The sequence below is a fragment of the Streptomyces sp. AMJ-169 genome (genome assembly GCF_055597585.1).
On sequence record NZ_JBVLTJ010000009.1, the window covers coordinates 348,116 to 370,170 of the forward strand.

Below are 22,055 nucleotides of genomic sequence, written 5' to 3' on the forward strand. Positions count from 1 at the left end.
GCATGGACCAGATCCTGTACGAATCCGGCGCCGACGGGGTCGCCGTCGTCACCCTCAACCGCCCCGAGGCCGCCAACGCGCAGACGATGGCCCTCCTCGACGACCTCGACGCCGCCCTCACCCGCGCGGCCCGCGACGAGCGGGCCAAAGTGGTGGTGCTGCGCGCCAACGGGCGGCATTTCTCGGCCGGTCACGACCTCAAGGACCGCTGGCCGGGGCCCGGTGAGATCACTCTGGAGTGGATCTACGACGCCGAGACGCGCCGCTATCTGGAGTACGCGCTGAAGTGGCGCAACCTGCCGAAGCCGACGATCGCCGCCGTGCAGGGCAAGTGCATCGCCGCCGGGCTGATGCTGTGCTGGCCGTGCGATCTGATCGTCGCCGCCGACAACGCCGAATTCTCCGACCCCGTCGTGCACATGGGCATCGGCGGGGTCGAATACCACGGCCACACCTGGGAGTTGGGGGCGCGCAAGGCGAAGGAGATCCTGTTCACCGGCCGGCCGCTGACCGCCGCCGAGGCGGAGCGGGCGGGGATGGTCAACAAAGTCGTGCCGCTCGCCGAACTCGACTGCGAGGCAAGGAAGTTGGCGGCCCGGATCACGCGTATGCCGGCGTTCGGGCTGCGGCAGGCCAAGCGGGCCGTGAACCAGACGCAGGACGTGCAGGGGTTCTACGCCGCACTCCAGGCCGTGTTCGACATCCACCAGACCGGGCACGGGAACGCGCTGAGTGTGGACGGGTACCCCGTGCTGACCCGGCTGGAGGGGATGAAGGAACGGCTCAAAGAGGGCTGATGGGCGAGCCTTGAAATAGGTATATGGCATGCGTGTTTGGTAACGTCGTGGCGTGCGGTTGACGAAGTTCACTGACCTGGCCCTGCGCGCCGTCATGCGACTGGCGGTCGAGGAGGACGGCTCCTCCCTGACCTCCCGCGAGGTGGCGGACACCATGGGCGTGCCCTACAGCCACATGGCGAAGGCGATCACCCGGCTCCAGCACCTCGGCGTGGTCGAGGCCCGGCGGGGGCGCAGCGGGGGGCTCGCGCTCACCGGCCTCGGCCGGCGGGCCTCCGTGGGATGGCTGGTGCGCGAGCTGGAAGGCGGCGCCGAGGTCGTGACCTGCGACGGCGATCAGCCGTGTCCGCTGCGGGCGGCCTGCCGGCTGCGGCGGGCGCTGCGGGACGCGCAGGAGGCGTTCTTCGCGACGCTCGATCCGCTGGTCGTCGAGGATCTGGTGGGGTCGCCGACGGGGCCAGTGTTGATCGGATTGTCGGTCCAGCGGCCTGCCTGAACCATGGCTGCCTCGTACGGGTTCTGCATGCCCGATAATTGGAATCTAGAAAGAGAATTTGGAGCCCCCTGTGCTCTCTGAACACTCCGCCCCGGTCGTCCGCCGGACGCTCCCCGCCGTCGGCGCGGCGCTCGACAAGATCGCCGGACTCTTCTACGACAAGCTCTTCGCCGCCCAACCCGCCCTGTTACGTGACCTGTTCAACCGGGGCAACCAGGCCAACGGCGAACAGAAGACGGCTCTCGCCGGTTCGATCGTCGCGTTCGCCGCCATGCTCGTCGATCCCCCCGACGCCGGCGCCGATTCCGGCGGAGCCGCTATCCGCACCGACGCGATGCTCTCCCGCATCGCCCACAAACACGCCTCCCTCGGCATCACCGCCGACCAGTACGACGTCGTCCACCAGCACCTTTTCGCCGCGATAGCCGAAGTCCTGGGCGACGCGGTCACCCCCGAGGTCGCCGCCGCGTGGGACGAGGTGTACTGGCTCATGGCCGACACGCTCATCACGGCCGAGGCCCGGCTGACCCGGGAATCCGGCGGCCCGCGCGCGATGACGATCACGGAACGCCGCGAGGAGACCCCGGACACCGTCTCCCTCACCCTCCGCCCCGCCGACGGCACTCCCGCACCGGCGCCCCGCCCCGGGCAGTACGTCAGTGTCCAGGTCCAACTCCCGGACGGCGCACGGCAGATACGCCAGTACAGCCTCTCCTCGACGGGCCCCGACTGGCGTATCACCGTCAAGCGTGTCCATGACGTCGTACGACCGGACGGCGAGGTCTCCACCTGGCTGCACCGCAACGCGAAGGCCGGCGACACCCTCATGGTCTCCGCGCCCTTCGGCGACCTGACGCTCCCGGCCGGGGACGGCCCGCTGCTGCTGGCGTCGGCGGGGATCGGTACGACGCCGATGCTGGCGATGCTCGGGGAGCTGGCGGCGGAGGGGGCACGGCGCCGGGTGATCGTCGCGCACGCGGACCGGAGTCCGGCCGCGCATGCTCATCGGGACGAACTCCTGCGACTGGTGGGGGAGTTGGAGAACGCCGAACTCCACCTCTGGTACCGGGAGTTGGGCGGCGCCGATGCGCGGGCCGGGCGGATGGATCTGACCGGCGTCGCGCTGCCGACGGACGTCACGGCGTGCCTCTGCGGTCCGCCGCCGTTCATGAGGGCCGTGCGGGAAGGGTTGTTGAGGCGGGGGGTGGCGGCGGGGGCGGTGCGGTATGAGGTGTTCAGCCCGGATCACTGGCTGGCGTGAGGCGGGTGCCCCTCAGGAGCGGCCCGCCCTCGGAGTCGTCGGCCTCGGTGTGGCCGTCCCTCGTATGGTCGGCCTCCGTGTGGTCGGCGCCCCCCTCCTCGACCCGCTATAGTTGATCACACGCCGCACACCGAACTTCGGTGATACGGCGACGCGTTGGTGGTCCAAGGAAAGATGCCCCGCTTCCTGCGGGGAGATGCAGGTGCAAGGCCTGCCCGGCGCTCCGATCGAAGGACGGCCCCCCTCGGCAAGAGGGGGGCCGTCCTTTTCGTTCCCCTCCGGCTAGCCTCGCTCCCTATGACGCACACCGAGATCGAAGTCACCGCCGAGCTGGTCAGGGAGCTGGTGCGGGAACAGCACCCTGAATACGCGCATCTGGACGTGGAGTTCGGGGCCAAGGGGTGGGACAACCAACTGTGGCGGCTGGGCGGTGAGTTCGCCGTGCGGCTGCCCTGGGTCGCGCAGGGCGGCGACGGGCAACTGCTCGCCGAACACACCTGGGTGCCCGCGCTGGCGCCGCTGCTGCCGCTGCCCGTTCCCGTGCCGCAGTGTCTCGGTGAGCCTTCGGAACGCTTTCCCCGGCCCTGGACCGTCACCACGTGGGTCGAGGGAACCCCCTGCGACCTCGCGCCCGTCACCGGGTCCGGCTCCGGCGAGTTGCTGGGCGCTTTCCTCAAGGCGCTGCACCATGCCGCCCCCGCCACCGCGCCCGCAGGGCTTTTCGGGCGCGGCGGGCCTTTGGCGGCCTGTGACCCCGGGGTTCGGCAACAGATCGCCTCCGCCGCCGAGTTGGGGCTGATCGACGACCTTGACGCAGTGCTCGCGGTCTGGGCGGACGCCGTCGCCGCACCCTCCTGGGACGGTCCCGCCGTGTGGCTGCACGCCGACCTCCACCCCGCCAACGTCCTTACGGAGAACGGGACTTTGTGCGGGGTGGTCGACTTCGGGGCACTCTGCTCGGGGGACCCGGCGTGCGATCTGGCCGCCGTGTGGCTGCTGTTGCCGGACGAGGGTGAGGTGGCGCGGTGCTATGACGCGTACGGCGGCGTCCCGGACCCCGCCACCCTGCGTCGGGCGCGGGGGTGGGCGGTGATCCGGGCCGTCGTCGGGATGCTCATCGGGGACGCGGGGGACCATGGCCGGCCCGGCGGCAAATCCACTTGGGGGCCGCCTGCCCGGGCCTCGTTGGAGCGGCTGCTGGCGACCGCCCGCTGCTGAAGCGACACGGGCGGGCCGCCGCGCCCGTGCGAGCGCGGCGGCCCGCGAAGGCCAACCAGGCGAGATTCGAGGCCAACTGGCGCCGGACCGAGGTCACTTGGACCTGCCCCGCGCCCTCACGCCCCGTACCTTCACACCCGCACCCTCACACCCCCACCCCCACCGCCTCCCCCCAAGGCGTCCGCGTAGCGATCGCCCGCTGCCAAGGCCGGACACTCTTCGGCGGCATCCCCACCGACACCACCCCCACCAGCCGGTCCCCCTTCCGGTACAGCGCGGTGAACTTCCGTTCCTCCAGGCTCCCTTCGACCACCCGCACCTCCTCGTGCCCGCGCAGATACCCGTACGCCCGGATCTTCATGTCGTACTGGTCGGACCAGAAGTACGGGACGGGGGCGAACATCCGGGCGGCGCCGAGGAGGTTGCGGGCGGCGGCCATGCCCTGTTCGGCGGCGTTGGTGCGGTGTTCGATCCGCATCGTGGTGCCGAAGAGGGGGTTGTGCCAGCGGGCGACGTCGCCGGCGGCGTACACGCCGGGTGCGGCGGCGCAGAACTCGTCGCAGACCACGCCGTCTTCGATGCGCAGCCCGCTGTTCTCCAGCCACCGGGTGTTGGGCTGCGAGCCGACGGCGACCAGGACCGCGTCGGCCTTCACCGGGGTGCCGCCGGCCAGGAGGACGCCGGCGGGGGTGATCGCGCCGACCGTCGTGCCGGTGCGCAGGTCGACGCCGTGGTCGCGGTGGGCCTGGGCCAGGACGTTGCCGACCTCCTCGCCCACCGCGTGGGCGAGCGGCACCGGGGCCGGTTCCAGCAGGATGACTTCGGTGCCCTGGGCCACGGCGACGGCGGCTGCCTCCGCGCCGAGGAAACCGGCGCCGACGACGATCAGCTTTTTGCCGGGGCCGAGTTGGGACTTGAGAGCGAGCGCGTCGTCGAGGGTGCGCAGAGTGTGGCCCTTGATGCCCCGGAGGTGGCGCGGGCGGACGCCGGTGGCGATGATCAGGCCGTCGTAGGGGAGGGACAGGTCGTCGTCCAGGTGGAGCATCCGGCCCGCGAGGTCGAGACCCACCGCCGTTCTGCCGTAGTACGTCTCCAGGCCGAGGGCGTCGAGGTCGGCGGCCGGGCGCAGGGGGAGGCGGTCGGGGTCCCAGAGGCCGGAGAGGATCTCCTTGGACAGGGGTGGGCGGTCGTAGGGGGCCCGGCGCTCGTTGCCGATCAGGGTGATCGGGCCCGTGTGGCCCTCGCGGCGCAGGGTCTCCGCCGCGGCGAGGCCGGCCGCCGAGGCGCCGACGATGACGGCGCGGTTCACTCGCCGGCCAGGTGGATCGCCGCCGCGGGGCACACGATCGCCGATTCCCGTACGGCGTCGTGGAGTTCGGGCGGCGGGCTCTGGTCGAGGAGGACGACCAGGCCGTCCTCCTCGCGCTGGTCGAAGACCTCCGGGGCCAGCATGGCGCACTGGCCGGAAGCCACGCATTTGGGGACGTCTACTTCTACCTGCATGATCGAAGACTCCTGTGGGGGTGATGGGTCACCAGGTGACGGGGAGTTCGCGGACGCCGTAGACGACAGTGTCCTGCTTGAAGGCGATTTCTTCCACGGGTACCGCGATCTTCAAGTCAGGGAGCCTGCGGAAGAGTTCGGGCAGGGCGAGCTGGAGTTCGGCGCGGGCCAGCGGCTGGCCGAGGCACTGGTGGACGCCGTAGCCGAACGCCAAGTGGCGGCGGGCTTCGGCCCGTTCGAGGTCCAGGTCGTCCGGCGCGGTGAAGAACTCCGGGTCGCGGTTGGCGACATGGAGGGGGACGATCACCCCTTCGCCGGCCCGGATCTCCACGCCGCCGACCGTCACGTCCGCCGTGGCCGTACGCCGCAGACCGGTGTGCACGATGCTGAGGTAGCGCAGCAACTCCTCGACCGCGACCGGGGCTTGGGCGCCGAAGAGGCGGGGGATCTGGCCGGGGTGGCGCAGCAGGGTGACCGTGCTGAGCGCGATCATGTTGGCGGTCGTCTCGTGCCCGGCGATCAGCAGGAGGGTGCCGAGATCGGCGGCGTCCTGGTCGGTGATCCGGCCCTCGTCGGCCTGCGCGGCGAGCCGGGTGAACATGTCGTCGCCGGGGGTGCGGCGCTTGGCCCGCACCAATTCGAGCAGGAACGCGGTGAGTTCGGCGCGGGCCCGGTCGGTCTCGGCGGCGCCGACGCTGAGGTCGACCAGGGTCATCGACTTCTCCTGGAAGAAGTCGTGCTCCTCGTACGGCACGCCCAGCAGTTCGCAGATCACCAGGGAGGGCAGCGGCAGCGCGAAGTGCTCCACGAGGTCCGCCGGGGCGGGCAACTCCTGGAGCGCGGTGAGGAGTTCGTCGGTCAGGCGGGCGATGCCGGGGCGCAGCGCCTCGATGCGTTTGACCATGAACTCCCGGGTGATGGTGCGCCGCATCATCGTGTGCACATCGCCGTCGTGGTCGATGAAGAAGCCGCGCGAGGGCTGCGTGCGACCCGGCCAGATGCCGGGGGCGCCGGGGCGGGAGGGGTCCGAGCTGAACGCCGGGCTGCCCAGCACCGTACGGGCGTCCTCCCAGCGGGTCACCAGCCAGGGGCTGAGCTGCCCCTCCCAGAGGCTGACGCGGGTGACGGGGCTGTCCTCGCGTAACCGGGCGTAGAGGGGCGGCGGGTCGAGGGGGGCGTGCGCGGGGCGGTCCAGGGTGTACGAGGGCAGGGACATGCTGCTCCTTCTCGTCGGAGGCGGAGGGCGCATCGGGGTACCCGGCGCCATCGGGATCCGCCTAACACCGTTAGGCGGTCGGCCTGTTGGGAGGCTAACACCGTTAGGTGATCGAGAGGGGGCCACCCGGCCCGCCCGCCGGGATCTGACCGAAAATGGGTGAGCGACGGGACGCGCGGCCGGGCGCGTCGGAGAGGGGACACAGTGGCGCGACGGACCACCAACGCCTGGGGCGAGGGCCGCAGGCTGCGCGAGGAGATCCTCGCCGCCGCCACCCGTATCCTGGAGGACACCGGCCGCGAGAACGCCCTGTCCCTGCGCGGGGTCGCCCGCGAGGTCGGCATCGCGGCGCCCAGCATCTACCTGCACTTCAAGGACAAGACCGACCTCCTGCGGACCGTCCTCGACGCCGCCTACCGGGGCCTGGTCGCCGCCATGGACGGCGCGGGCGAGGCGGCCGGCGCCGCCGACCCCTGGCAGCGCATCCGCGCGACCGTCCTCGCCTACCGCCGCTACGCCGTCGACCAGCCCCTGCGCTACCGGCTCATGTTCGGCCTGGAGTACGAGCCCGCGCGCGCCCCCGTCGCCGACCACCCCCTCGTACGGGTCCGCGCCGCCTGGACCGGCGCCGTCGGCGACTACCTCGCCGCCACCGGCCGCACCCGCGAGGACGCCGAGATCCTGGGCACCCACCTCTGGACGGCTCTGCACGGCCAGCTCGTCCTGTGGCGCAGCCTGCCGCGCGCGAACGCGGCCGGCGAGTCGGTCCTGGCCGAACTCGAACAGTCCCTGCTGCACCGGCTGCTGGAACCCGGCGCGCCGCATCCCGGGCTGCGGCTCGACAAGACGGCCCCCGAGCTGGGGCTCGGAGCAACGGCCCCTGGGCTGGGGCTCGGCAAGGACCACCCTGCCGCCCCCGAGCCGGGGCTCGGCACAACCGCCCCCGAGCTGAGGGCCGGCGCAACCCCCGCCGCACCCCCACCCCCGTCAAGATCCCGTCAAAGTCCCCCCGATCGGCGCGAAGAACCCGCAAGGAAGTCCCGGCGGCCCCCCGAGGCACCCGCACCCTGAGGGCACCCGTGCACACGTCACCCCGGTGCGCGGCCGGAGTGACGAAGGAGCACGTGCCATGTCCGTCCTGACCACCCTGCCGGAAGTCCCCGCCGGCGAGGAGCCGCCCGACCCCGGCGAACGGCACCGGCTGACCGCCGTCACCGGCCTCGCCGCGCTCTCCCTGGACGCCATGGCCTCGGTCGCGTACGGCCCCGAGGCGATCGTCCTCGTCCTCGCCGCCGCCGGCGCGCACGGGCTGGGCTTCACCATGCCGGTCACGCTCGCCATCGCCGCGCTGCTGGCGGTGCTCGTCGCGTCGTACCGGCAGGTCATCGCGGCCTTTCCGGACGGCGGCGGGTCCTACGCCGTCGCCAAGGCGCACCTCGGGGCGCGCACCAGCCTTGCCGCCGCCGCCTCGCTGGTCCTCGACTACGTCCTGAACGTGGCCGTCGCCGTCACGGCCGGGGTCGCCGCGCTCACCTCGGCGTTCCCCTCGCTGTACCCCGAGCGGCTGTGGCTGTGCCTGGCCGTGCTCGTGCTGATCACCGGGGTGAACCTGCGCGGGATCGTGGAGTCCGCGAAGGCGTTCGTCGTGCCGACCGCCGTGTTCGTCGGGTCGATCTTCGTGCTGATCGTTGTCGGGCTCTTCCGGGACGCCCCCGTGAGCACGGCCGCTGCCCAGGGGCACGCCTCCGTGGTCGCCGGCAACGCCACCAGTGTCGGCGCGCTGCTCCTGCTGAAGGCGTTCGCCTCCGGGTGCGCCGCGCTGACCGGCGTCGAGGCCATCGCCAACGCCGTGCCCTCCTTCCGCGTCCCGCGCGTGCGGCGCGCCCAGCGCGCGGAGGTCGCCCTGGGCGCCGTCCTCGGGCTGATGCTCATCGGGCTGTCCGTGCTCATCGGGCGGTTCCATCTCCAGCCGGTCGCGGGCGTCACCGTCCTCGCCCAGCTCGCGGACGCCGCGCTGGGGCACAACTGGGCTTTCTACGTCATCCAGTTCGCGACGATGATCCTGCTGGCGCTCTCCGCGAACACCTCCTTCGGCGGGCTGCCGGTGCTGCTGAAGCTCCTCGCGCGGGACAACTACGCGCCGCACGTCTTCGCGCTCAAGGCCGACCGGCAGGTCCACCGGCACGGCGTCCTCGCCCTCGCCGCCGTCTCCGCGGGCCTGCTGGTCTTCTCCGGCGGCGACACCAACACCCTCGTCCCGCTCTTCGCGATCGGCGTGTTCGTCGGCTTCACCGTCGCCCAGGTCGGCATGGTCCGGCACTGGAGGCTGGAGCGCGGCCCCGGATGGCACGGGAAGGCGCTGCTCAACGGGTTCGGGGCGGTGCTCACCGGGGTCGCGGCCGTCGTCGTCACCGTCAGCAAGTTCGAGGAGGGCGCCTGGCTGATCGTCGTCGCGCTGCCGATCCTGGTCGCCGCCTTCGAGGCCGTGCACCGCGCGTACGGCCGGATCGGTGAGCGGCTCGGGCTCGGCCGCACTCCTGAACATCCGCACCGGGAACGGTCGTTGGTTCTCGTCCCCGTCTCCACCCTGTCCCGGCTGACCTCCGAGGCGCTCACGGCCGCCGGTTCGCTGGGCGACGAGGTCCGCGCGGTCACCGTCTGCCACCCCGACCCCGAGGACCGCGCCGCCCTGCACGCCCTGGAGCGGGCCTGGGCCGACTGGGACCCCGGCGTCCCGCTGGTCACGCTCACCTGGGAGCGCCGTTCCCTGGGCCGGCCGATCGCCGCGTACGTCCGCGACTGCGCCGCCGCCGAACCGGGCACCCAGGTCACCGTCCTGATACCGGAGACCGAACCCGAACACCTCTGGCAGCAGCTGCTCCAGAACCAGCGCGGAGCCGTCGTCGCCCACGCCGTACGACGCGAGACCGGCGCCGTGATCTGCCGGCTGCGTTTCCGCATCCCCCGCCCCTGACCAGCCCGTTCTCCCCAGAGGGACGCCATGGCACGCGGCAAGCTCCGCATCTACCTCGGCGCCGCGCCCGGCGTCGGCAAGACCTACCACATGCTCTCCGAGGCCCACCGCCGCATCGAGCGCGGCACCGACTGCGTGGTCGCCTTCGTGGAGCACCACCACCGGCCGCGCACCGAGGTGATGCTGCACGGCCTGGAGCAGATCGAGCGGCGCTCCCTCACGCACCGGGGCGCCGTCTTCGGCGAGATGGACATCGACGCCGTCCTCGCCCGCCGCCCGCGTGTCGCCCTCGTCGACGAACTCGCGCACAGCAACGTCCCCGGCTCGCGCAACGCCAAACGCTGGCAGGACGTCGAGGAACTGCTGGCGGCCGGCATCGACGTCGTCTCCACCGTCAACATCCAGCACCTCGAATCCCTCGGCGACATCGTCGAGTCCATCACCGGGGTGCGCCAGCGCGAGACCGTCCCCGACGAGGTCGTCCGGCGCGCCGACCAGATCGAGCTGGTCGACATGTCCCCCGAGGCGCTGCGCCGCCGTATGGCGCACGGCAACATCTACCGGCCCGACAAGGTCGACGCGGCCCTCGCCAACTACTTCCGTCCCGGGAACCTCACCGCCCTGCGGGAGCTGGCCCTGCTGTGGGTGGCCGACCGCGTCGACGCCTACCTCACCGAGTACCGCAGCGCACACGAGGTGTCCACGATCTGGGGTTCGCGCGAACGCATCGTCGTGGGCCTCACCGGGGGCCCCGAAGGCCGCACCCTCGTACGCCGCGCCGCGCGGCTCGCCGAGAAGGGCGCCGGGGGTGAAGTCCTCGCCGTGTACATCTCCCGCAGCGACGGCCTCACCGGCGCCTCGCCCCGCGAACTCGCCCTCCAGCGCACGCTGGTCGAGGACCTGGGCGGCACCTTCCACCATGTCGTCGGCGACGACGTCCCCGCCGCGCTCCTCGACTTCGCGCGCGGGGTCAACGCCACGCAGATAGTGCTCGGCGTCTCCCGGCGGCGCAGCTGGAGCCACGTCCTCGGGCCCGGCGTCGGCGCCACCGTCGCCCGCGACTCGGGACCCGACCTCGACGTCCACCTCATCACCCACGGCGAGGCCGGCAAGGGACGCGGACTGCCCGCCGCGCGCGGGGCCCGCCTCGGCCGCTCCCGGGCCCTCGCCGGCTGGGCGACCGGCGTGCTCGGGCCCGCGCTGCTGACGCTGCTGCTCACCCAGGAGGCGTTCGACGTCGGCCTCGCCAACGACATGCTGCTGTACCTCACCCTGACGGTCGCGGCGGCCCTGATCGGCGGCCTCTACCCGGCGCTCGCCTCCTCGGTCGTCGGCTCGCTGCTGCTGAACTGGTACTTCACCCCGCCCGTGCACGCCCTGACGATCGCCGACCCCAGGAACATCGTCGCCATCGCCATATTCGTCGGCGTCGCGGTGTCGGTCGCCTCCGTCGTCGACCTCGCCGCGCGGCGCACCCACCTGGCGGCCCGGCTGCGCGCCGAGTCGGAGATCCTGTCGTTCCTCGCGGGCAACGTCCTGCGCGGCGAGACCGGCCTCGAAGCGCTCCTCGAACGGGTCCGCGAGACCTTCGGGATGGAGTCGGCGGCCCTCCTGGAGCGCTCCGGCGAGAACGAGCCCTGGACGTGCGCCGGCAGCGCGGGACCCCGGCCCGCGGGCATCCCCGAGGACGCCGACGTCGACGTACCCGTCGGCGACCACATGGCGCTCTCCCTGCGCGGGCGCGTGCTGCCCGCCGCCGACCGGCGCGTCCTCGCCGCGTTCGCCGCGCAGGCCGCCGTCGCCCTCGACCGCCAGCGGCTGCGCCGGGAGGCCGGCCGGGCGAAGGAACTCGCCGAGGGCGACCGCATCCGTACGGCGCTCCTGGCCGCCGTCAGTCATGACCTGCGCACCCCGCTCGCCGGCATCAAGGCGGCGGTGACGTCGCTGCGCTCGGACGACGTCGAGTGGTCGGCGCAGGACCAGGCGGAGCTGCTGGAGGCGATCGAGGAGGGCGCCGACCGCCTCGGCAACCTGGTCGGCAACCTGCTGGACATGTCCCGCCTCCAGACCGGCACGGTCACCCCGGTGCTGCGCGAGACCGACCTCGACGAAGTCGTCCCCATGGCGCTCGGCGGCGTCCCCGAGGACAGCGTCGACCTCGACATCCCGGAGACGCTGCCCATGGTCCACGTCGACCGGGGGCTGCTGGAGCGGGCCGTCGCCAACGTCGTCGAGAACGCCGTCAAGCACAGCCCCGCGCGCGCGAAGGTCCTCGTCTCCGCCAGCGCCCTGGGCGACCGCGTGGAGCTGCGCGTCGTCGACCGCGGCCCCGGCGTCCCCGACGACGCCAAGTCCCGCATCTTCGAGCCCTTCCAGCGCTACGGCGACGCCCCGCGCGGAGTGGGCGTCGGCCTCGGCCTCGCCGTCGCGCGCGGGTTCGCCGAGGCCGTCGGCGGGACGCTGCGCGCGGAGGACACGCCGGGCGGCGGACTGACGATGGTCCTGGCGCTGCCCGCGGCCGCGGCGCGAAAACAGACGAATCTTCATATTTAGTCACCTCCCCTCGGAAACTCGCTCTTTGCGGAGATAACGACCCCGCCCGCACATGAGTTCCCGTCAGCGCCGCGTCAAGGTCACCCCAAACATCGTCAGCGTCACGTCAGGGCGGGTCCGCGCCCCCCGGGGAACGGGCATACCGTCAGGAGCGAGCCCCGGAGCGCCTCCCCGCGACCGGGGCCACCAGACCACCTCTCCTGGAGGCAGCGACATGACCGAAGTCCTGTACGGCGACGACTCCGAGCCCTCCGATCGGTTCCCGGCCGGACCCCTGTACGTCCCGGTCCGGCCGGGCCCGTCCGGGTGTGCGGCCCGGCTCTTCCGCACCTCGCTCGGCGCCCGCACGGCCGTCGGCTTCACCTCCGTGGGACGGCTCACCGCCACCCTCGGCAGCGGGCAGGCCTGGATGGAGCTGGCCGAGCCCGCGCTGCGCGAGCTGACCGAGCCGCTCGGCGTCACCGTCGTCACGGTCGACCCGCAGACCACGGTCAACTCCGACGTCTCCGCGCTGCGTTGAGGGAGGAGCCCCGATGACCACGGTCCACGAACCCGTCACGTCCGGCGAGTTGGCCATATGGCCCGCCTCCACGACCGAGCCCGTGTCCGGCGACCTCTCCGTGGGCGGCGTTCAACTCGCCGACCTCGCCGAGCGGTTCGGCACCCCCGTCTACGTCCTCGACGAGGCCGAGGTCCGCGACCGCTGCCGCACCTACCGCGACGCCTTCCCCGCCGCCGAAGTCCTGTACGCGGCCAAGGCGTTCCTGTGCCGGGCGATGGCCCACTGGGTCGAGGAGGAAGGGCTCGGGCTCGACGTCTGCTCCGCCGGCGAACTCGAACTCGCCGTCACCACAGGCTTTCCGGCGGACCGCATCGTCCTGCACGGCAACGCTAAGTCGCCCCGCGACCTGGAGGCGGCGCTGCGCCTCGGCGTCGGCCGCATCGTCATCGACAGCCCCTCCGAGATCGCCCGGCTCGCCGCCGCCGTCGGCCCCGGCGGCCACCAGAGAGTCATGGTCCGCGTCGTGCCCGGCATCAGCGCGGGCGGCCACGAGAAGATCCGCACCGGCACCGACGACCAGAAGTTCGGCCTCTCCATCGCCGACGGCCACGCCCAGCACGCCATCGCCCGCATCCTCGACCAGCCCCAGCTGCAACTCACCGGCCTGCACTGCCACTTGGGCTCCCAGATCACCAGCGTCAAGCCGTACCTCGTCGCCGTACGCCGCATGGTCGGGCTCATGGCCAGGCTGCGCGAGCAGCACGGGCTGCTGCTGCCCGAACTCGACCTCGGCGGCGGGCACGGCATCGCCTACCACCCCGGCGACCCGGCCCTCGACCTGACCGCCCTGGCCCGCAAGGTCCGCGCCGAACTCACCGACGCGTGCGCCGCCGCGGGCCTGCCCGTGCCCCGCCTGCTCGTCGAACCCGGCCGCGCCATAGCGGGCCCGGCCGGCATCGCCCTCTACCGGGTCCTCGCGGTCAAACGGACCGGTACGACCACCTTCGCCGCCGTCGACGGCGGCATGAGCGACAACCCGCGCCCGGCCCTGTACGGCGTCCGCTACGCGCCCCGCCTGGCCGGCCGGCACAGCACGGCCGCCCTCGCCCGCACGACCGTCGTGGGCCGGCACTGCGAGGCGGGCGACATCCTCGCGGCGGACGCCGAACTCCCCGCCGACCTGCGCCCCGGGGACCTCCTCGCCGTGCCCGTCGCGGGCGCCTACCACCTGTCGATGGCCTCCGGGTACAACCTGGTCGGCCGGCCGCCCGTGGCCGCGGTGCGGGACGGGATCGCGCGGCTGCTGGTGCGGCGGGAGTCGCTGGAGGACATCCGGAGCCGGGACGTCGGGCTGTGAGCGGGAACTTCGGGCCGTGAGCCGGGACTTCGGGCGGTAGCCCGTGTGACTCCCGGGCGGGCCGGCCTGCCGACGCCCACACCGGCCGTCCCGCCCGGGCCAACTCGCCTCTATCGGGGCGGTGTTGGAGTGTCCTCAGCCGCGGCGTGCTCTCCGCTCCAAATCCCGCGCACATGCCCGATATGACGTCGCATCAGCTCCTCCGCCCCCGCCGCGTCCCCCGCCTCGATCAGATCGAGCAACTCCGTGTGCTCGTGCGAGGAGTCGAACAGCGCGCCCCCGGCCGGGAGTTGCCGCAGACCATAGATGCGGGAGCTGGTCCGCAGCGCCCGCACGGTCTCCAACAGCCGTGGATTGTCGGCGAGTTCGAGCAGCGCAAGATGGAACTGCATGTCGATGGTGACGTGCGCGATGAAGTCCCGCCGGGCGGCGGCCTTCTCGATCCCGGCCGCGAGGGGCCGCAGCCGCTTGAGCGCCTTCGCGGGCACTCCCCGCTCGGTGATCCGCCGCACGGTCGGCGGCTCGATCAGCGCCCGCAGCTCCGTGACGTCGTCCAACTCCTTCGCGGACAGCACCGTGACGCGGAAACCTTTGTTGCGTACGACCTCGACGAGCCCCTCCTTCGCGAGGTCCAGCAGCGCCTCGCGCACCGGCGTGGGGGAGACCTCGAACCGCTCGGCGAGGCTCGGCGCCGAATAGACGACGCCGGGCTTCATCTCGCCGGAGATCACCGCCCCGTGCAGGGTCTCGGCGATCTCCTCACGGAGGTTGCGGCGGCCACGGAACGAGGGCAGCCGGACGTCCGCGCTCATCTCAGGTCCTTCTCTCACAGCTGGGGCAACTCTCTTGGAACTCAAGGGACTTACTCACAGCTCGAAGCCCTCGGGGAACGGGTCGTCGGGGTCGTACAGGTACTGCGCGGTCCCCGTGATCCACGCGCGCCCTGTTACCGTCGGGACCACCGCCGGTACGCCCGCCACCTCGGTCTCGGCCACCAACTCCCCGGTGAAATGGGTGCCGATGAAGGACTCGTTGCGGAACTCCGTGTGCAGCGGCAGGAGTCCGCGCGCGTGGAACTGGGCCATGCGGGCGCTCGTGCCGGTGCCGCAGGGGGAGCGGTCGAACATGCCGGGGTGGATGGCCATCGCGTGCCGCGAGTGCGCCGGGGTGGAGCCGGGGGCCGCCAGATAGACGTGGTGGACGCCGCCGATCTCGGGGTTCCCGGGGTGCACCGGCCGGTCCTGCTCGTTGACGGCCGCCATGATCGCCAGGCCCGCGTCCATGAGCCGGTTCTTGTGCGCGCGGTCGAACGGCAGCCCCAGATCGTCGAGTTGGACGATGGCGTAGAAGTTGCCGCCGAACGCCATGTCGTAGGGAACCTCGCCCCAGCCCGGCACCTTGGCCGTCCGGTCCAGGGCCAGCGCGAACGACGGGACGTTGCGCAAGGTCACCGACCTGGCCGAGCCGTCCTCGACGCGGACCTGGACGACGACCAGCCCCGCCGGGGTGTCGAGCCGGATCGTCGTGACCGGCTCCTCGACCGTCACCATCCCCGTCTCCACCAGCACCGTCGCCACGCCGATCGTGCCGTGCCCGCACATCGGCAGACACCCCGACGTCTCGATGTACAGCACCCCGAAGTCGGCGTCCGGACGGGTCGGCGGCTGGAGGATCGCCCCGCTCATCGCCGCGTGCCCGCGCGGCTCGTTCATGAGGAACTTGCGTACGTGGTCGAGGTGTTGGACGAAGTGACGGCGGCGGTCGAACATCGTCGCCCCCGGGATCACCCCGACCCCGCCCGTGATCACCCGGGTCGGCATGCCCTCGGTGTGCGAGTCGACGGCGTGGAAGACACGGCTGCTGCGCATCGTCAGACGAGCCCTTCCGCGACGGCCTTCTCCGTCGCCGTACGCACCAACAGCGCCTGTTCCTCGGTGAGTTCGACGCGCGGCGGACGGCAGGGGCCGCCGTAGCGGCCGACCAGGTCCATGCTGAGCTTGATGGCCTGGACGAACTCGGTGCGCGAGTCCCAGCGCAGCAGCGGATGCAGCAGCCGGTACAGCGGCAGCGCGGTCTTCAGGTCGCCCGCCGAGGCCGAGCGCCACAACTCGGCGCAGGCGCGCGGCAATGCGTTGGGGTAGCCGGAGACCCAGCCCGGCGAACCGGCGATCGCCAGCTCCAGCGAGACGTCGTCGCTGCCGGCCAAGATGTCGAGCCCCGGGGCGAGTTCACTGATCTGGTAGTAGCGGCGGACGTCCCCCGAGAACTCCTTGACGCCGACGATCAGTTCCTCCTCGTACAGCTCCGCCAGCAGCTCCGGGACGAGGTCGACCTTCGTGTCGTACGGGTTGTTGTACGCCACCACCGGCAGCCCCGCGCGGGCCACTTCGCGGTAGTGGGCGACGACCGCGCGGCGGTCGGCCCGGTAGGAGTTCGGCGGCAGCAGCATCACGGCCGCCGCGCCCGCCTCGGCGGCCTGTTCGGCCCAGCGCAGGGACTCGCCGGAGCCGTAGGCGGCGACGCCCGGCATCACGGAGAAACCCTCCGGGGCGGCGGCCACGGCCGTCGTCACCACGCGGGCGCGCTCCTCGGGGGTCAGGTTCTGGTACTCGCCGAGCGAGCCGTTCGGGGTGACGCCGTCGCAGCCGTTCGCCGCGAGCCAGGTGACGTGCTCGGCGTAGCCGTCGAAGTCGACGGCCAGGGTGGTGTCTTCGGCCGTCGGGCGCAGGGGGAGGGCGGTGGCGACGAGCACGCCGTGCCAGGGCTTGGGCTGGGTCATGGGCACCTCCGGTGGGGGCAGCGATGGGGGCAGTGGTGAGGGGGCAGTGGTGAGGGGGCAGTGGTGAGGGGGACAGTGATATATCACACTACATAGGGGGGAGTTGGCTGTCATGGGTGTGCGGTCATGGGTCAACTGGGCTTCCCTTACCCCCCGTTGCCAGTGCCCCCAAGGTCAGCGGCTGGGCCACCGGCCGTGCGGACAGCCCGCGCAGCCCGTCGGCGGTCGGCGTGCCGCTCACGAGGCACGCGGTCGCGTACCCGCACACCCGCCCCTGGCACAGCCCCATCCCGGGCCGTACCGCGAGCTTCACCGCGAGCGGCTCACTCGCCCCCAACTCGCGGACGGCCGACCGGACTTCACCGACGCTGACCTCCTCACACCGGCACACGACGGTGTCGTCCCGCAGCCACCCCTGCCAGCCGTCCGGCACCGGGTACGCCGCGTGCAGCGCCGCCGCGAACGCCCGCTGGACGCCCCTTCGGCGCAGCAGCCGCGCGAGCCGCCGCCGCTCCGGTACGGCCCCCGTGGTCACCAACGCCGCGTGCAGACCGGCGAGTTCACCTTCTACGGCGGACAGCTGGGCGCCTCCGACACCGCACGCCTCCCCGGCGACGTACACGCCGGCCGCCGTCGACCGCTGCCGGGTGTCCACGCGCGCGACGAGGCTGCCGTCCGCGTCCAGCCGTGTCTCGCAGCCGAGTTGGAGGGGGAGTTCGGTCTGCGGGGTGAACCCGTAGCCGACGGCCACCGTGTCGCACGCGATCTCGCGCGTGCTGCCGGGGACGATCCGCCAGCGCGCGTCGAGCCGGGCCACGGTGACCCCGGTGACGCCGTCCGTGCCGTGCGCGGCGACGACCGCCGTACGCGTCCGGTACGGCACCCGATGCGTGCGGAGAGTCCTCAAGTAGCCCGCGCCCTCGGTGAGTTTGGGCAGGTTGCGGGCGGTCGTGAGGGGGTGGCGGGCGAAGGCGGTGGGCCGGCCCGCCTCGAAGACGCCCACGACGTCGGCGCCGGCGTCGGCCAGGCCCGCGGCGACCGGGAGGAGGAAGGGGCCCGTGCCGGCGACGGCGACGCGTTGTCCGGCGAGCACGCCCTGGCCTTTGAGGAGGGCCTGGGCAGCGCCGGCCGTGTAGACGCCGGGAAGTGTCCAGCCGGGGAAGGGGAGTTGGCGGTCGTAGGCGCCGGTCGCGACGATCACTGTGCGGCTGTGGAAGGTGCGGGGGTGGTCGTCGGTGGTGGTGTGGGTGGTGAAGCCTGAGGGGGTGCGTTCCACGTGCCAGATGGAGTGGGCGGGGTGGTGGTCGAGTAGTTGATGAGCCGTCAATTCAGCTCGTAGCTCTGTGAATTGGGCCCAGTCGTGGTGCAGGGTGCCGTCGGCTCCTGGGCGGTGGCGCCAGTACTGGCCGCCGGGGCGGGGCGCTGCGTCGATCAGGGCTGTCCGGGCGCCCTGGGAGGCGGCGGCCACGGCGGCGGAGAGGCCGGCCGGGCCCGCGCCGAGCACCGCGACGTCGTAGCGCTCAGCAGGCGAGGTCGTCATGGCCGGCTCCTTCCTGGGTGACGACCACGTCGTCGGGGTGGGCCTCCGTCAGGCAAGCGCGTTGGTTGGGGCGGCCGTTGACGGTGATGAGGCAGTCGAAGCAGACGCCGATGCCGCAGAAGACGCCGCGGGGGCGGGCCTCCACGCGGGTGGTGCGCCAGGAGCGGCGGCCGGAGGCGATGAGGGCGGCGGCGAGGGTCTGGCCGGGGGAGGCGGGGATGGGGGTGTTGTCGAAGGTGAAGGTGAACTGGGCTTCTTCGGGTGGGGAGTTGGGGGTTCCGGGTGGGGGTGTCCCGGCGTTCGGCTGGGTCGTACGGGCTCCGGGCGGGGGCATGCGGGCTTCGCCGGGCGGGGGTGTGCGGGCCTCGGGTGGGGTCATGCGGGCGTCTCCTCGAAGCGGTCCGGGCGGAATGCCGTCAGGGCCGGGGCGGGGTGGCCGGTGGTGAGGTGCCGGGCCAGGAGGTGGCCGGTCGCGGCGGACAGGCCGATGCCGGCGCCCTCGTGGCCGCAGGCGTGCAGCAGGCCGGGGGCGCGCGAGTCGGGGCCGATGACGGGGAGGTGGTCGGGGCAGTACGGGCGGAAGCCGACGTAGCTCCGCAGCAGGGACACGTCCGCGAGGAACGGGAACACGCCGATCGCCTGGGCGGCGAGTCTGCGCAGCACCGGCAGGGACAACCGCCGGTCGAAGCCGACGCGTTCGCGGCTCGCGCCGATCAGGACGGTCCCCGCGCGGGTGCCCTCGACGACCACCGAGGTCTCCAGGCCCGCGTCGCTGCTGGCGACGTTCGCGACGTACTCCGCCGTGTACACCTTGTGCCGCACCACGCGCGGGAGCGGTTCGGTGACCAGGACGAAGCCGCGCCGGGGGAGGACGGGTACGCGCGCGCCCGCGAGGGCGGCGAGTTGCCCGGCCCAGGTGCCGGCGGCGTTGATAACCCACCGCGCGTGGAGCGTCCCGGCCGTCGTCCGCACCCCGGTGACCGCACCGCACGGGTCGCGCACGAACCCGGTGACCTCCGTTCCGGTGCGTACGACGGCCCCCGACTCCCGTGCCCTGCGCAGTAGTTGGGCGGCGGCCAGCATCGGCTGGACCTGGGCGTCCTGGGGGTAGTAGGCGCCGCCGACCGCCTCCCGGGTGACGTTGGGCTCCAGTTCGAAGAGTTCGCCGGCGCTGATGTCGACCGCCTCGACCCCGGCCGCGCGCTGCCCTTCGGTGAGCCCGCGCAGCCCCTCGGCGGTCTGCGGGGACCCCGCTACGACGACGCCGCCCTTCGGCTCGTACTCGATGTCCAGCTCCGCGCCGAGCTCCCGCCACAGCCGGGCCGACAGCAGGGCCAGCTCCAGTTCGGGGCCCGGCTCCTTGTCGGAGACCAGGATGTTGCCCTCGCCGGCACTCGTCGAGCCGCTGCCGATCGACCCTCTCTCGACGACGGTCACGCGCAGGCCGGCGGCGGTGCAGTAGTAGGCGCAGGCCGCGCCGACGACGCCGGCGCCGATGATCACGACGTCCGGGTGGGGGACCGTGAGAGTCATTTCGGCATCGTGTCATATAGCACTGGTGGGGGTGAGGTGGGCGGGGGAGGGCTGCGGATGCGGGTGTTATGCGGGTGTTATGCGGGTGTTATGCGGGCCTTGTGTGGGGGGCGGGGCGGTCGGGGCGGTCGAGGTGGCTGGTCGGGGCCGGCTGGGCGGCTGCGGTGGCCGAGGCGGCTGGTCGGGGTCGGCTGGGGTGGCGGAGGTGGCTGGTCGGGTCGGTTGGGGTGGCGGAGGTGGCTGGGCCGGCCGAGGCGGTTGGGGTGGCTGGGGTGGCTGGCCGAAAGGACGAGCTGTGGCCCTCTGCCCGGCGGGTACTCCGGCCGAACGGCCGAGGTGGCGGGGGCGGTTGCTCCGCGAAGGTTGATCCAGCAAGCCCGCACCGGACAACCGCACCGGACAACCGACTCGCACACACCCCGTCCGCGCACCCCCGTCCGCACACCCCGTCAAGGAGCCCTCATGCGACACCAGCAACGCCTCGCCCTCGCCGCCGGAGTCGGCCTCGCCGTGAGCTTCGCCCTCCCCGCCGTCTCCGCGGAAGCGATCAGCGGAGGCAGGGCGGTGACCTCCGCGCCGTGGGTCGTACAGATCTACAACAACGGCCACTACGCCTGCACGGGCACGATGCTGAGTGACCGTTGGGTCCTCACCGCGAACCACTGTTACCAGGACAACCCCGGCAACAAGATGTCCGTGCGCGTGGGCTCCACCCGCGTCGGTCACGGCACGCAGGTTGCCGTGACGAAGGTCGAACACCTTGATACGGACGACCCGAACGACGTCGCCCTCTTCCGCCTCGCCAAGCCGGTCAGGGCACAGCACGTGAAGCTGGCGCACACCGACCCGGTGAAGGGGGCGGTCGTGAAGATCTACGGGTACGGCAGCGTCGGGCCCCAGCCCAAGAACCTGCGCAGCGCCCTCAACCGCGTGACCGCCGTCGATCACGACGAGCTGATCGGGCGGGCCGTCCGGGTCAAGAAGATCACCGGCGAATCCGAGCCCGGCGACTCCGGCGGCCCCGCGTTCTACAAGGGCAGGCAGGTCGGCGTCAGCTTCGGCCCGGAGGAGTACAGCAGTGTCGCCGCGCATCGGGAGTGGATCAGGAAAGTGACCGGAGTGTGAGCCCCCAGGGCCCCGGCGGTCTCGTTCCGTCCCGTTACCGTTGTGAGACGAAGTGCCATACTGGGCACCCAAAGTCACCATTGCATCAACGACGGGCCAGGTCAGAGTATGGGAGCACAGGCTGATGGCGCGGCGACACGTGCGCGCACGAGGGACATCGCACGGGCCGCCGTACGTGCGGAACTCGCGCCCGTCGCGCTGGAGTTGTTCCTGGACAAAGGGTTCGACAAGGTGACCGTCGATGATCTGGCGGCGGCGACCGGGGTGTCGCGGAGCACGTTCCTGCGGTACTTCGGGACGAAGGAGGACGTCGCCCTCAGCACCTTCGAGGCGAATGGGCGACAGGTCGCGGATGTGGTGCGGGGGCGTCCCGCCGGGGAGGACGACTGGACGGCGCTGCGGCGCGGCCTCGATGTGATCACCCCGATGTACCGCGAGGATCCGCGCCGGGCACTGGCCCTGACCCGGCTGGTGATGGGCACTCCGGCGCTCTGTGCGCGGCAGTTGGAGCAGCATCGGGACTGGCAGCCGCTTCTTGTACAGGCGCTGGTCGATCGGGCGGGTGGGGGTGACCGAGTTGCTGGAGCTGCTGGAGCCGACCGAGCCGTTGGGGCTGCTGGGGCTGCTGGAGCCGACCGAGCTGTCGGAACCGCCGGAGCTGGTCGAGCTGCTGGAGGTGCTGGAGTCGCCGGAGCTGGTCGAGCCGTTGGGACTGCTGGGGCTGCCGGAGCTGCTGGAACCGTTGGAGTTGCTGGATCTGCCGGATCTGCCGAAGCCGTTGGAGTTGCCGGAGCCGCCGGAGCCGGTCGAGCTGCTGGAGATGCCGGAACCGACCGAGCCGCCGGGACTGCTGGAGCTGTCGGAATCGCCGGAGCTGGTCGAGCCGCTGGAGTTGCCGGGGCCGATCGAGTTGCTGGAGTTGCCGGAACCGACCGAGCTGCCGAGGCCGATGGAGTCGTCGCCCCGCCCGCGCCGCTCCCCCTCGCGGTGAAGGCCGCTGCCGCTCTCGACTGCCTTGCCGTCGCCCTCGATCACTGGACCGCCTCCGACGGGGACCGGGACCTGGTCGAGCTGATCGACGAGGCGTTCGCGGTCCTCAGCCCCCGCTAGCCCCGGGCCCCTTCGACCTCCGCCGACCCGGCCCTCGGCCTTCACCAGCCGACCTGCAAGCTCGGCCGACCCGACCCGACCCGACCCGACC

Annotated in this window: 21 protein-coding genes and 1 pseudogene; 13 read left to right on the forward strand and 9 right to left on the reverse strand. The window is 72.4% G+C overall.

Annotated elements, in window-relative coordinates; all coding sequences use genetic code 11:
- Window positions 1-2: 2 nt before the first annotated feature.
- From ACYUD3_RS23875 to ACYUD3_RS23890, 4 genes are all read left to right on the forward strand, one after another.
- Complete coding sequence (locus ACYUD3_RS23875; protein WP_470973111.1) at window positions 3-797, forward strand: enoyl-CoA hydratase; 795 nt, start codon at window positions 3-5, stop codon at window positions 795-797.
- 52 nt (window positions 798-849) lie between these two features.
- On the forward strand, window positions 850-1,293 hold the full coding sequence (locus tag ACYUD3_RS23880; RefSeq protein WP_470973113.1) for an RrF2 family transcriptional regulator: 444 nt from the start codon (window positions 850-852) through the stop codon (window positions 1,291-1,293).
- Window positions 1,294-1,363: 70 nt separating this feature from the next.
- Window positions 1,364-2,554, forward strand: a complete 1,191-nt coding sequence (locus tag ACYUD3_RS23885) for a globin domain-containing protein (protein ID WP_470973114.1) — start codon at window positions 1,364-1,366, stop codon at window positions 2,552-2,554.
- Between the two features lie 297 nt (window positions 2,555-2,851).
- Window positions 2,852-3,772 (forward strand): phosphotransferase, encoded by a 921-nt coding sequence (locus tag ACYUD3_RS23890; RefSeq protein ID WP_470973116.1) that lies wholly within the window; start codon window positions 2,852-2,854, stop codon window positions 3,770-3,772.
- Between the two features lie 145 nt (window positions 3,773-3,917).
- Here ACYUD3_RS23890 and ACYUD3_RS23895 read toward each other — a convergent pair whose 3' ends face one another.
- Genes ACYUD3_RS23895 through ACYUD3_RS23905 form a run of 3 tightly spaced genes read right to left on the reverse strand, consistent with a single transcriptional unit; the run spans window position 3,918 to window position 6,491 of the window.
- Window positions 3,918-5,081, reverse strand: a complete 1,164-nt coding sequence (locus tag ACYUD3_RS23895) for an NAD(P)/FAD-dependent oxidoreductase (protein WP_470973118.1) — start codon at window positions 5,079-5,081, stop codon at window positions 3,918-3,920.
- Window positions 5,078-5,275, reverse strand: coding sequence for a ferredoxin (locus ACYUD3_RS23900; RefSeq protein ID WP_470973120.1), 198 nt, complete (start codon window positions 5,273-5,275; stop codon window positions 5,078-5,080). The genes ACYUD3_RS23895 and ACYUD3_RS23900 overlap by 4 nt, the downstream gene beginning before the upstream one ends.
- 28 nt (window positions 5,276-5,303) lie before the next feature.
- Window positions 5,304-6,491: a cytochrome P450 gene (locus ACYUD3_RS23905; RefSeq protein WP_470973122.1), complete on the reverse strand. Its 1,188-nt coding sequence runs from the start codon at window positions 6,489-6,491 to the stop codon at window positions 5,304-5,306.
- Between the two features lie 204 nt (window positions 6,492-6,695).
- Here ACYUD3_RS23905 and ACYUD3_RS23910 point away from each other — a divergent pair, with 204 nt between their 5' ends.
- The 5 genes from ACYUD3_RS23910 (at window position 6,696) to lysA (ending at window position 13,877) form a co-directional block, all read left to right on the forward strand.
- Window positions 6,696-7,562, forward strand: a complete 867-nt coding sequence (locus tag ACYUD3_RS23910) for a TetR/AcrR family transcriptional regulator (RefSeq protein ID WP_470973124.1) — start codon at window positions 6,696-6,698, stop codon at window positions 7,560-7,562.
- A gap of 58 nt (window positions 7,563-7,620) precedes the next feature.
- On the forward strand, window positions 7,621-9,465 hold the full coding sequence (locus ACYUD3_RS23915) for an APC family permease (RefSeq protein ID WP_470973126.1): 1,845 nt from the start codon (window positions 7,621-7,623) through the stop codon (window positions 9,463-9,465).
- Between the two features lie 27 nt (window positions 9,466-9,492).
- Window positions 9,493-12,018: an ATP-binding protein gene (locus tag ACYUD3_RS23920; protein WP_470973128.1), complete on the forward strand. Its 2,526-nt coding sequence runs from the start codon at window positions 9,493-9,495 to the stop codon at window positions 12,016-12,018.
- A 214-nt stretch (window positions 12,019-12,232) separates the two neighbouring features.
- A complete protein-coding gene (locus tag ACYUD3_RS23925) occupies window positions 12,233-12,538 on the forward strand; it encodes an SAV_915 family protein (RefSeq protein WP_470973130.1) in 306 nt (101 codons plus the stop codon).
- A gap of 13 nt (window positions 12,539-12,551) precedes the next feature.
- On the forward strand, window positions 12,552-13,877 hold the full coding sequence (gene lysA, locus ACYUD3_RS23930) for a diaminopimelate decarboxylase (RefSeq protein ID WP_470973132.1): 1,326 nt from the start codon (window positions 12,552-12,554) through the stop codon (window positions 13,875-13,877).
- A 110-nt stretch (window positions 13,878-13,987) separates the two neighbouring features.
- Here lysA and ACYUD3_RS23935 read toward each other — a convergent pair whose 3' ends face one another.
- The 6 genes from ACYUD3_RS23935 to ACYUD3_RS23960 form a co-directional block, all read right to left on the reverse strand.
- A complete protein-coding gene (locus ACYUD3_RS23935) occupies window positions 13,988-14,689 on the reverse strand; it encodes a GntR family transcriptional regulator (RefSeq protein WP_470973135.1) in 702 nt (233 codons plus the stop codon).
- A 54-nt stretch (window positions 14,690-14,743) separates the two neighbouring features.
- Window positions 14,744-15,745 (reverse strand): proline racemase family protein, encoded by a 1,002-nt coding sequence (locus ACYUD3_RS23940; protein ID WP_470973137.1) that lies wholly within the window; start codon window positions 15,743-15,745, stop codon window positions 14,744-14,746.
- Between the two features lie 2 nt (window positions 15,746-15,747).
- Window positions 15,748-16,656, reverse strand: a complete 909-nt coding sequence (locus tag ACYUD3_RS23945; protein ID WP_470973140.1) for a dihydrodipicolinate synthase family protein — start codon at window positions 16,654-16,656, stop codon at window positions 15,748-15,750.
- 124 nt (window positions 16,657-16,780) lie between these two features.
- A complete protein-coding gene (locus ACYUD3_RS23950) occupies window positions 16,781-18,196 on the reverse strand; it encodes an FAD-dependent oxidoreductase (protein WP_470973143.1) in 1,416 nt (471 codons plus the stop codon).
- Window positions 18,177-18,530, reverse strand: a complete 354-nt coding sequence (locus ACYUD3_RS23955; protein ID WP_470973272.1) for a (2Fe-2S)-binding protein — start codon at window positions 18,528-18,530, stop codon at window positions 18,177-18,179. Before ACYUD3_RS23955 ends, ACYUD3_RS23950 begins: the two co-directional genes overlap by 20 nt.
- Window positions 18,531-18,571: 41 nt before the next feature.
- Window positions 18,572-19,729, reverse strand: a complete 1,158-nt coding sequence (locus ACYUD3_RS23960; RefSeq protein WP_470973145.1) for an NAD(P)/FAD-dependent oxidoreductase — start codon at window positions 19,727-19,729, stop codon at window positions 18,572-18,574.
- Between the two features lie 462 nt (window positions 19,730-20,191).
- Between ACYUD3_RS23960 and ACYUD3_RS23965 the strand changes: the two genes are divergently transcribed.
- The 4 genes and pseudogenes from ACYUD3_RS23965 to ACYUD3_RS23980 all read left to right on the forward strand — a co-directional run bounded on the left by ACYUD3_RS23965 (window position 20,192) and on the right by ACYUD3_RS23980 (window position 21,964).
- Window positions 20,192-20,854 (forward strand): S1 family peptidase, encoded by a 663-nt coding sequence (locus tag ACYUD3_RS23965; protein ID WP_470973148.1) that lies wholly within the window; start codon window positions 20,192-20,194, stop codon window positions 20,852-20,854.
- A 108-nt stretch (window positions 20,855-20,962) separates the two neighbouring features.
- A pseudogene (locus ACYUD3_RS23970) lies at window positions 20,963-21,157 on the forward strand (TetR family transcriptional regulator); the annotation flags it as partial.
- 232 nt (window positions 21,158-21,389) lie between these two features.
- Window positions 21,390-21,845: a hypothetical protein gene (locus tag ACYUD3_RS23975; RefSeq protein WP_470973278.1), complete on the forward strand. Its 456-nt coding sequence runs from the start codon at window positions 21,390-21,392 to the stop codon at window positions 21,843-21,845.
- Window positions 21,842-21,964, forward strand: a complete 123-nt coding sequence (locus ACYUD3_RS23980) for a hypothetical protein (protein ID WP_470973281.1) — start codon at window positions 21,842-21,844, stop codon at window positions 21,962-21,964. Before ACYUD3_RS23975 ends, ACYUD3_RS23980 begins: the two co-directional genes overlap by 4 nt.
- Window positions 21,965-22,055 lie beyond the last annotated feature (91 nt).

What these genes read in the sequence shown, in the direction of transcription:
- ACYUD3_RS23875 (WP_470973111.1), top strand. Translation starts at nt 3, where the DNA reads ATGGACCAGATCCTGTACGAATCCGGCGCCGACGGGGTCGCCGTCGTC.
- ACYUD3_RS23890 (WP_470973116.1), top strand. Translation starts at nt 2,852, where the DNA reads ATGACGCACACCGAGATCGAAGTCACCGCCGAGCTGGTCAGGGAGCTG.
- ACYUD3_RS23900 (WP_470973120.1), bottom strand. Translation starts at nt 5,275, where the DNA reads ATGCAGGTAGAAGTAGACGTCCCCAAATGCGTGGCTTCCGGCCAGTGC.
- ACYUD3_RS23905 (WP_470973122.1), bottom strand. Translation starts at nt 6,491, where the DNA reads ATGTCCCTGCCCTCGTACACCCTGGACCGCCCCGCGCACGCCCCCCTC.
- ACYUD3_RS23915 (WP_470973126.1), top strand. Translation starts at nt 7,621, where the DNA reads ATGTCCGTCCTGACCACCCTGCCGGAAGTCCCCGCCGGCGAGGAGCCG.
- ACYUD3_RS23920 (WP_470973128.1), top strand. Translation starts at nt 9,493, where the DNA reads ATGGCACGCGGCAAGCTCCGCATCTACCTCGGCGCCGCGCCCGGCGTC.
- ACYUD3_RS23925 (WP_470973130.1), top strand. Translation starts at nt 12,233, where the DNA reads ATGACCGAAGTCCTGTACGGCGACGACTCCGAGCCCTCCGATCGGTTC.
- lysA (WP_470973132.1), top strand. Translation starts at nt 12,552, where the DNA reads ATGACCACGGTCCACGAACCCGTCACGTCCGGCGAGTTGGCCATATGG.
- ACYUD3_RS23935 (WP_470973135.1), bottom strand. Translation starts at nt 14,689, where the DNA reads ATGAGCGCGGACGTCCGGCTGCCCTCGTTCCGTGGCCGCCGCAACCTC.
- ACYUD3_RS23940 (WP_470973137.1), bottom strand. Translation starts at nt 15,745, where the DNA reads ATGCGCAGCAGCCGTGTCTTCCACGCCGTCGACTCGCACACCGAGGGC.
- ACYUD3_RS23945 (WP_470973140.1), bottom strand. Translation starts at nt 16,656, where the DNA reads ATGACCCAGCCCAAGCCCTGGCACGGCGTGCTCGTCGCCACCGCCCTC.
- ACYUD3_RS23950 (WP_470973143.1), bottom strand. Translation starts at nt 18,196, where the DNA reads ATGACGACCTCGCCTGCTGAGCGCTACGACGTCGCGGTGCTCGGCGCG.
- ACYUD3_RS23955 (WP_470973272.1), bottom strand. Translation starts at nt 18,530, where the DNA reads ATGCCCCCGCCCGGAGCCCGTACGACCCAGCCGAACGCCGGGACACCC.
- ACYUD3_RS23960 (WP_470973145.1), bottom strand. Translation starts at nt 19,729, where the DNA reads ATGACTCTCACGGTCCCCCACCCGGACGTCGTGATCATCGGCGCCGGC.
- ACYUD3_RS23965 (WP_470973148.1), top strand. Translation starts at nt 20,192, where the DNA reads ATGCGACACCAGCAACGCCTCGCCCTCGCCGCCGGAGTCGGCCTCGCC.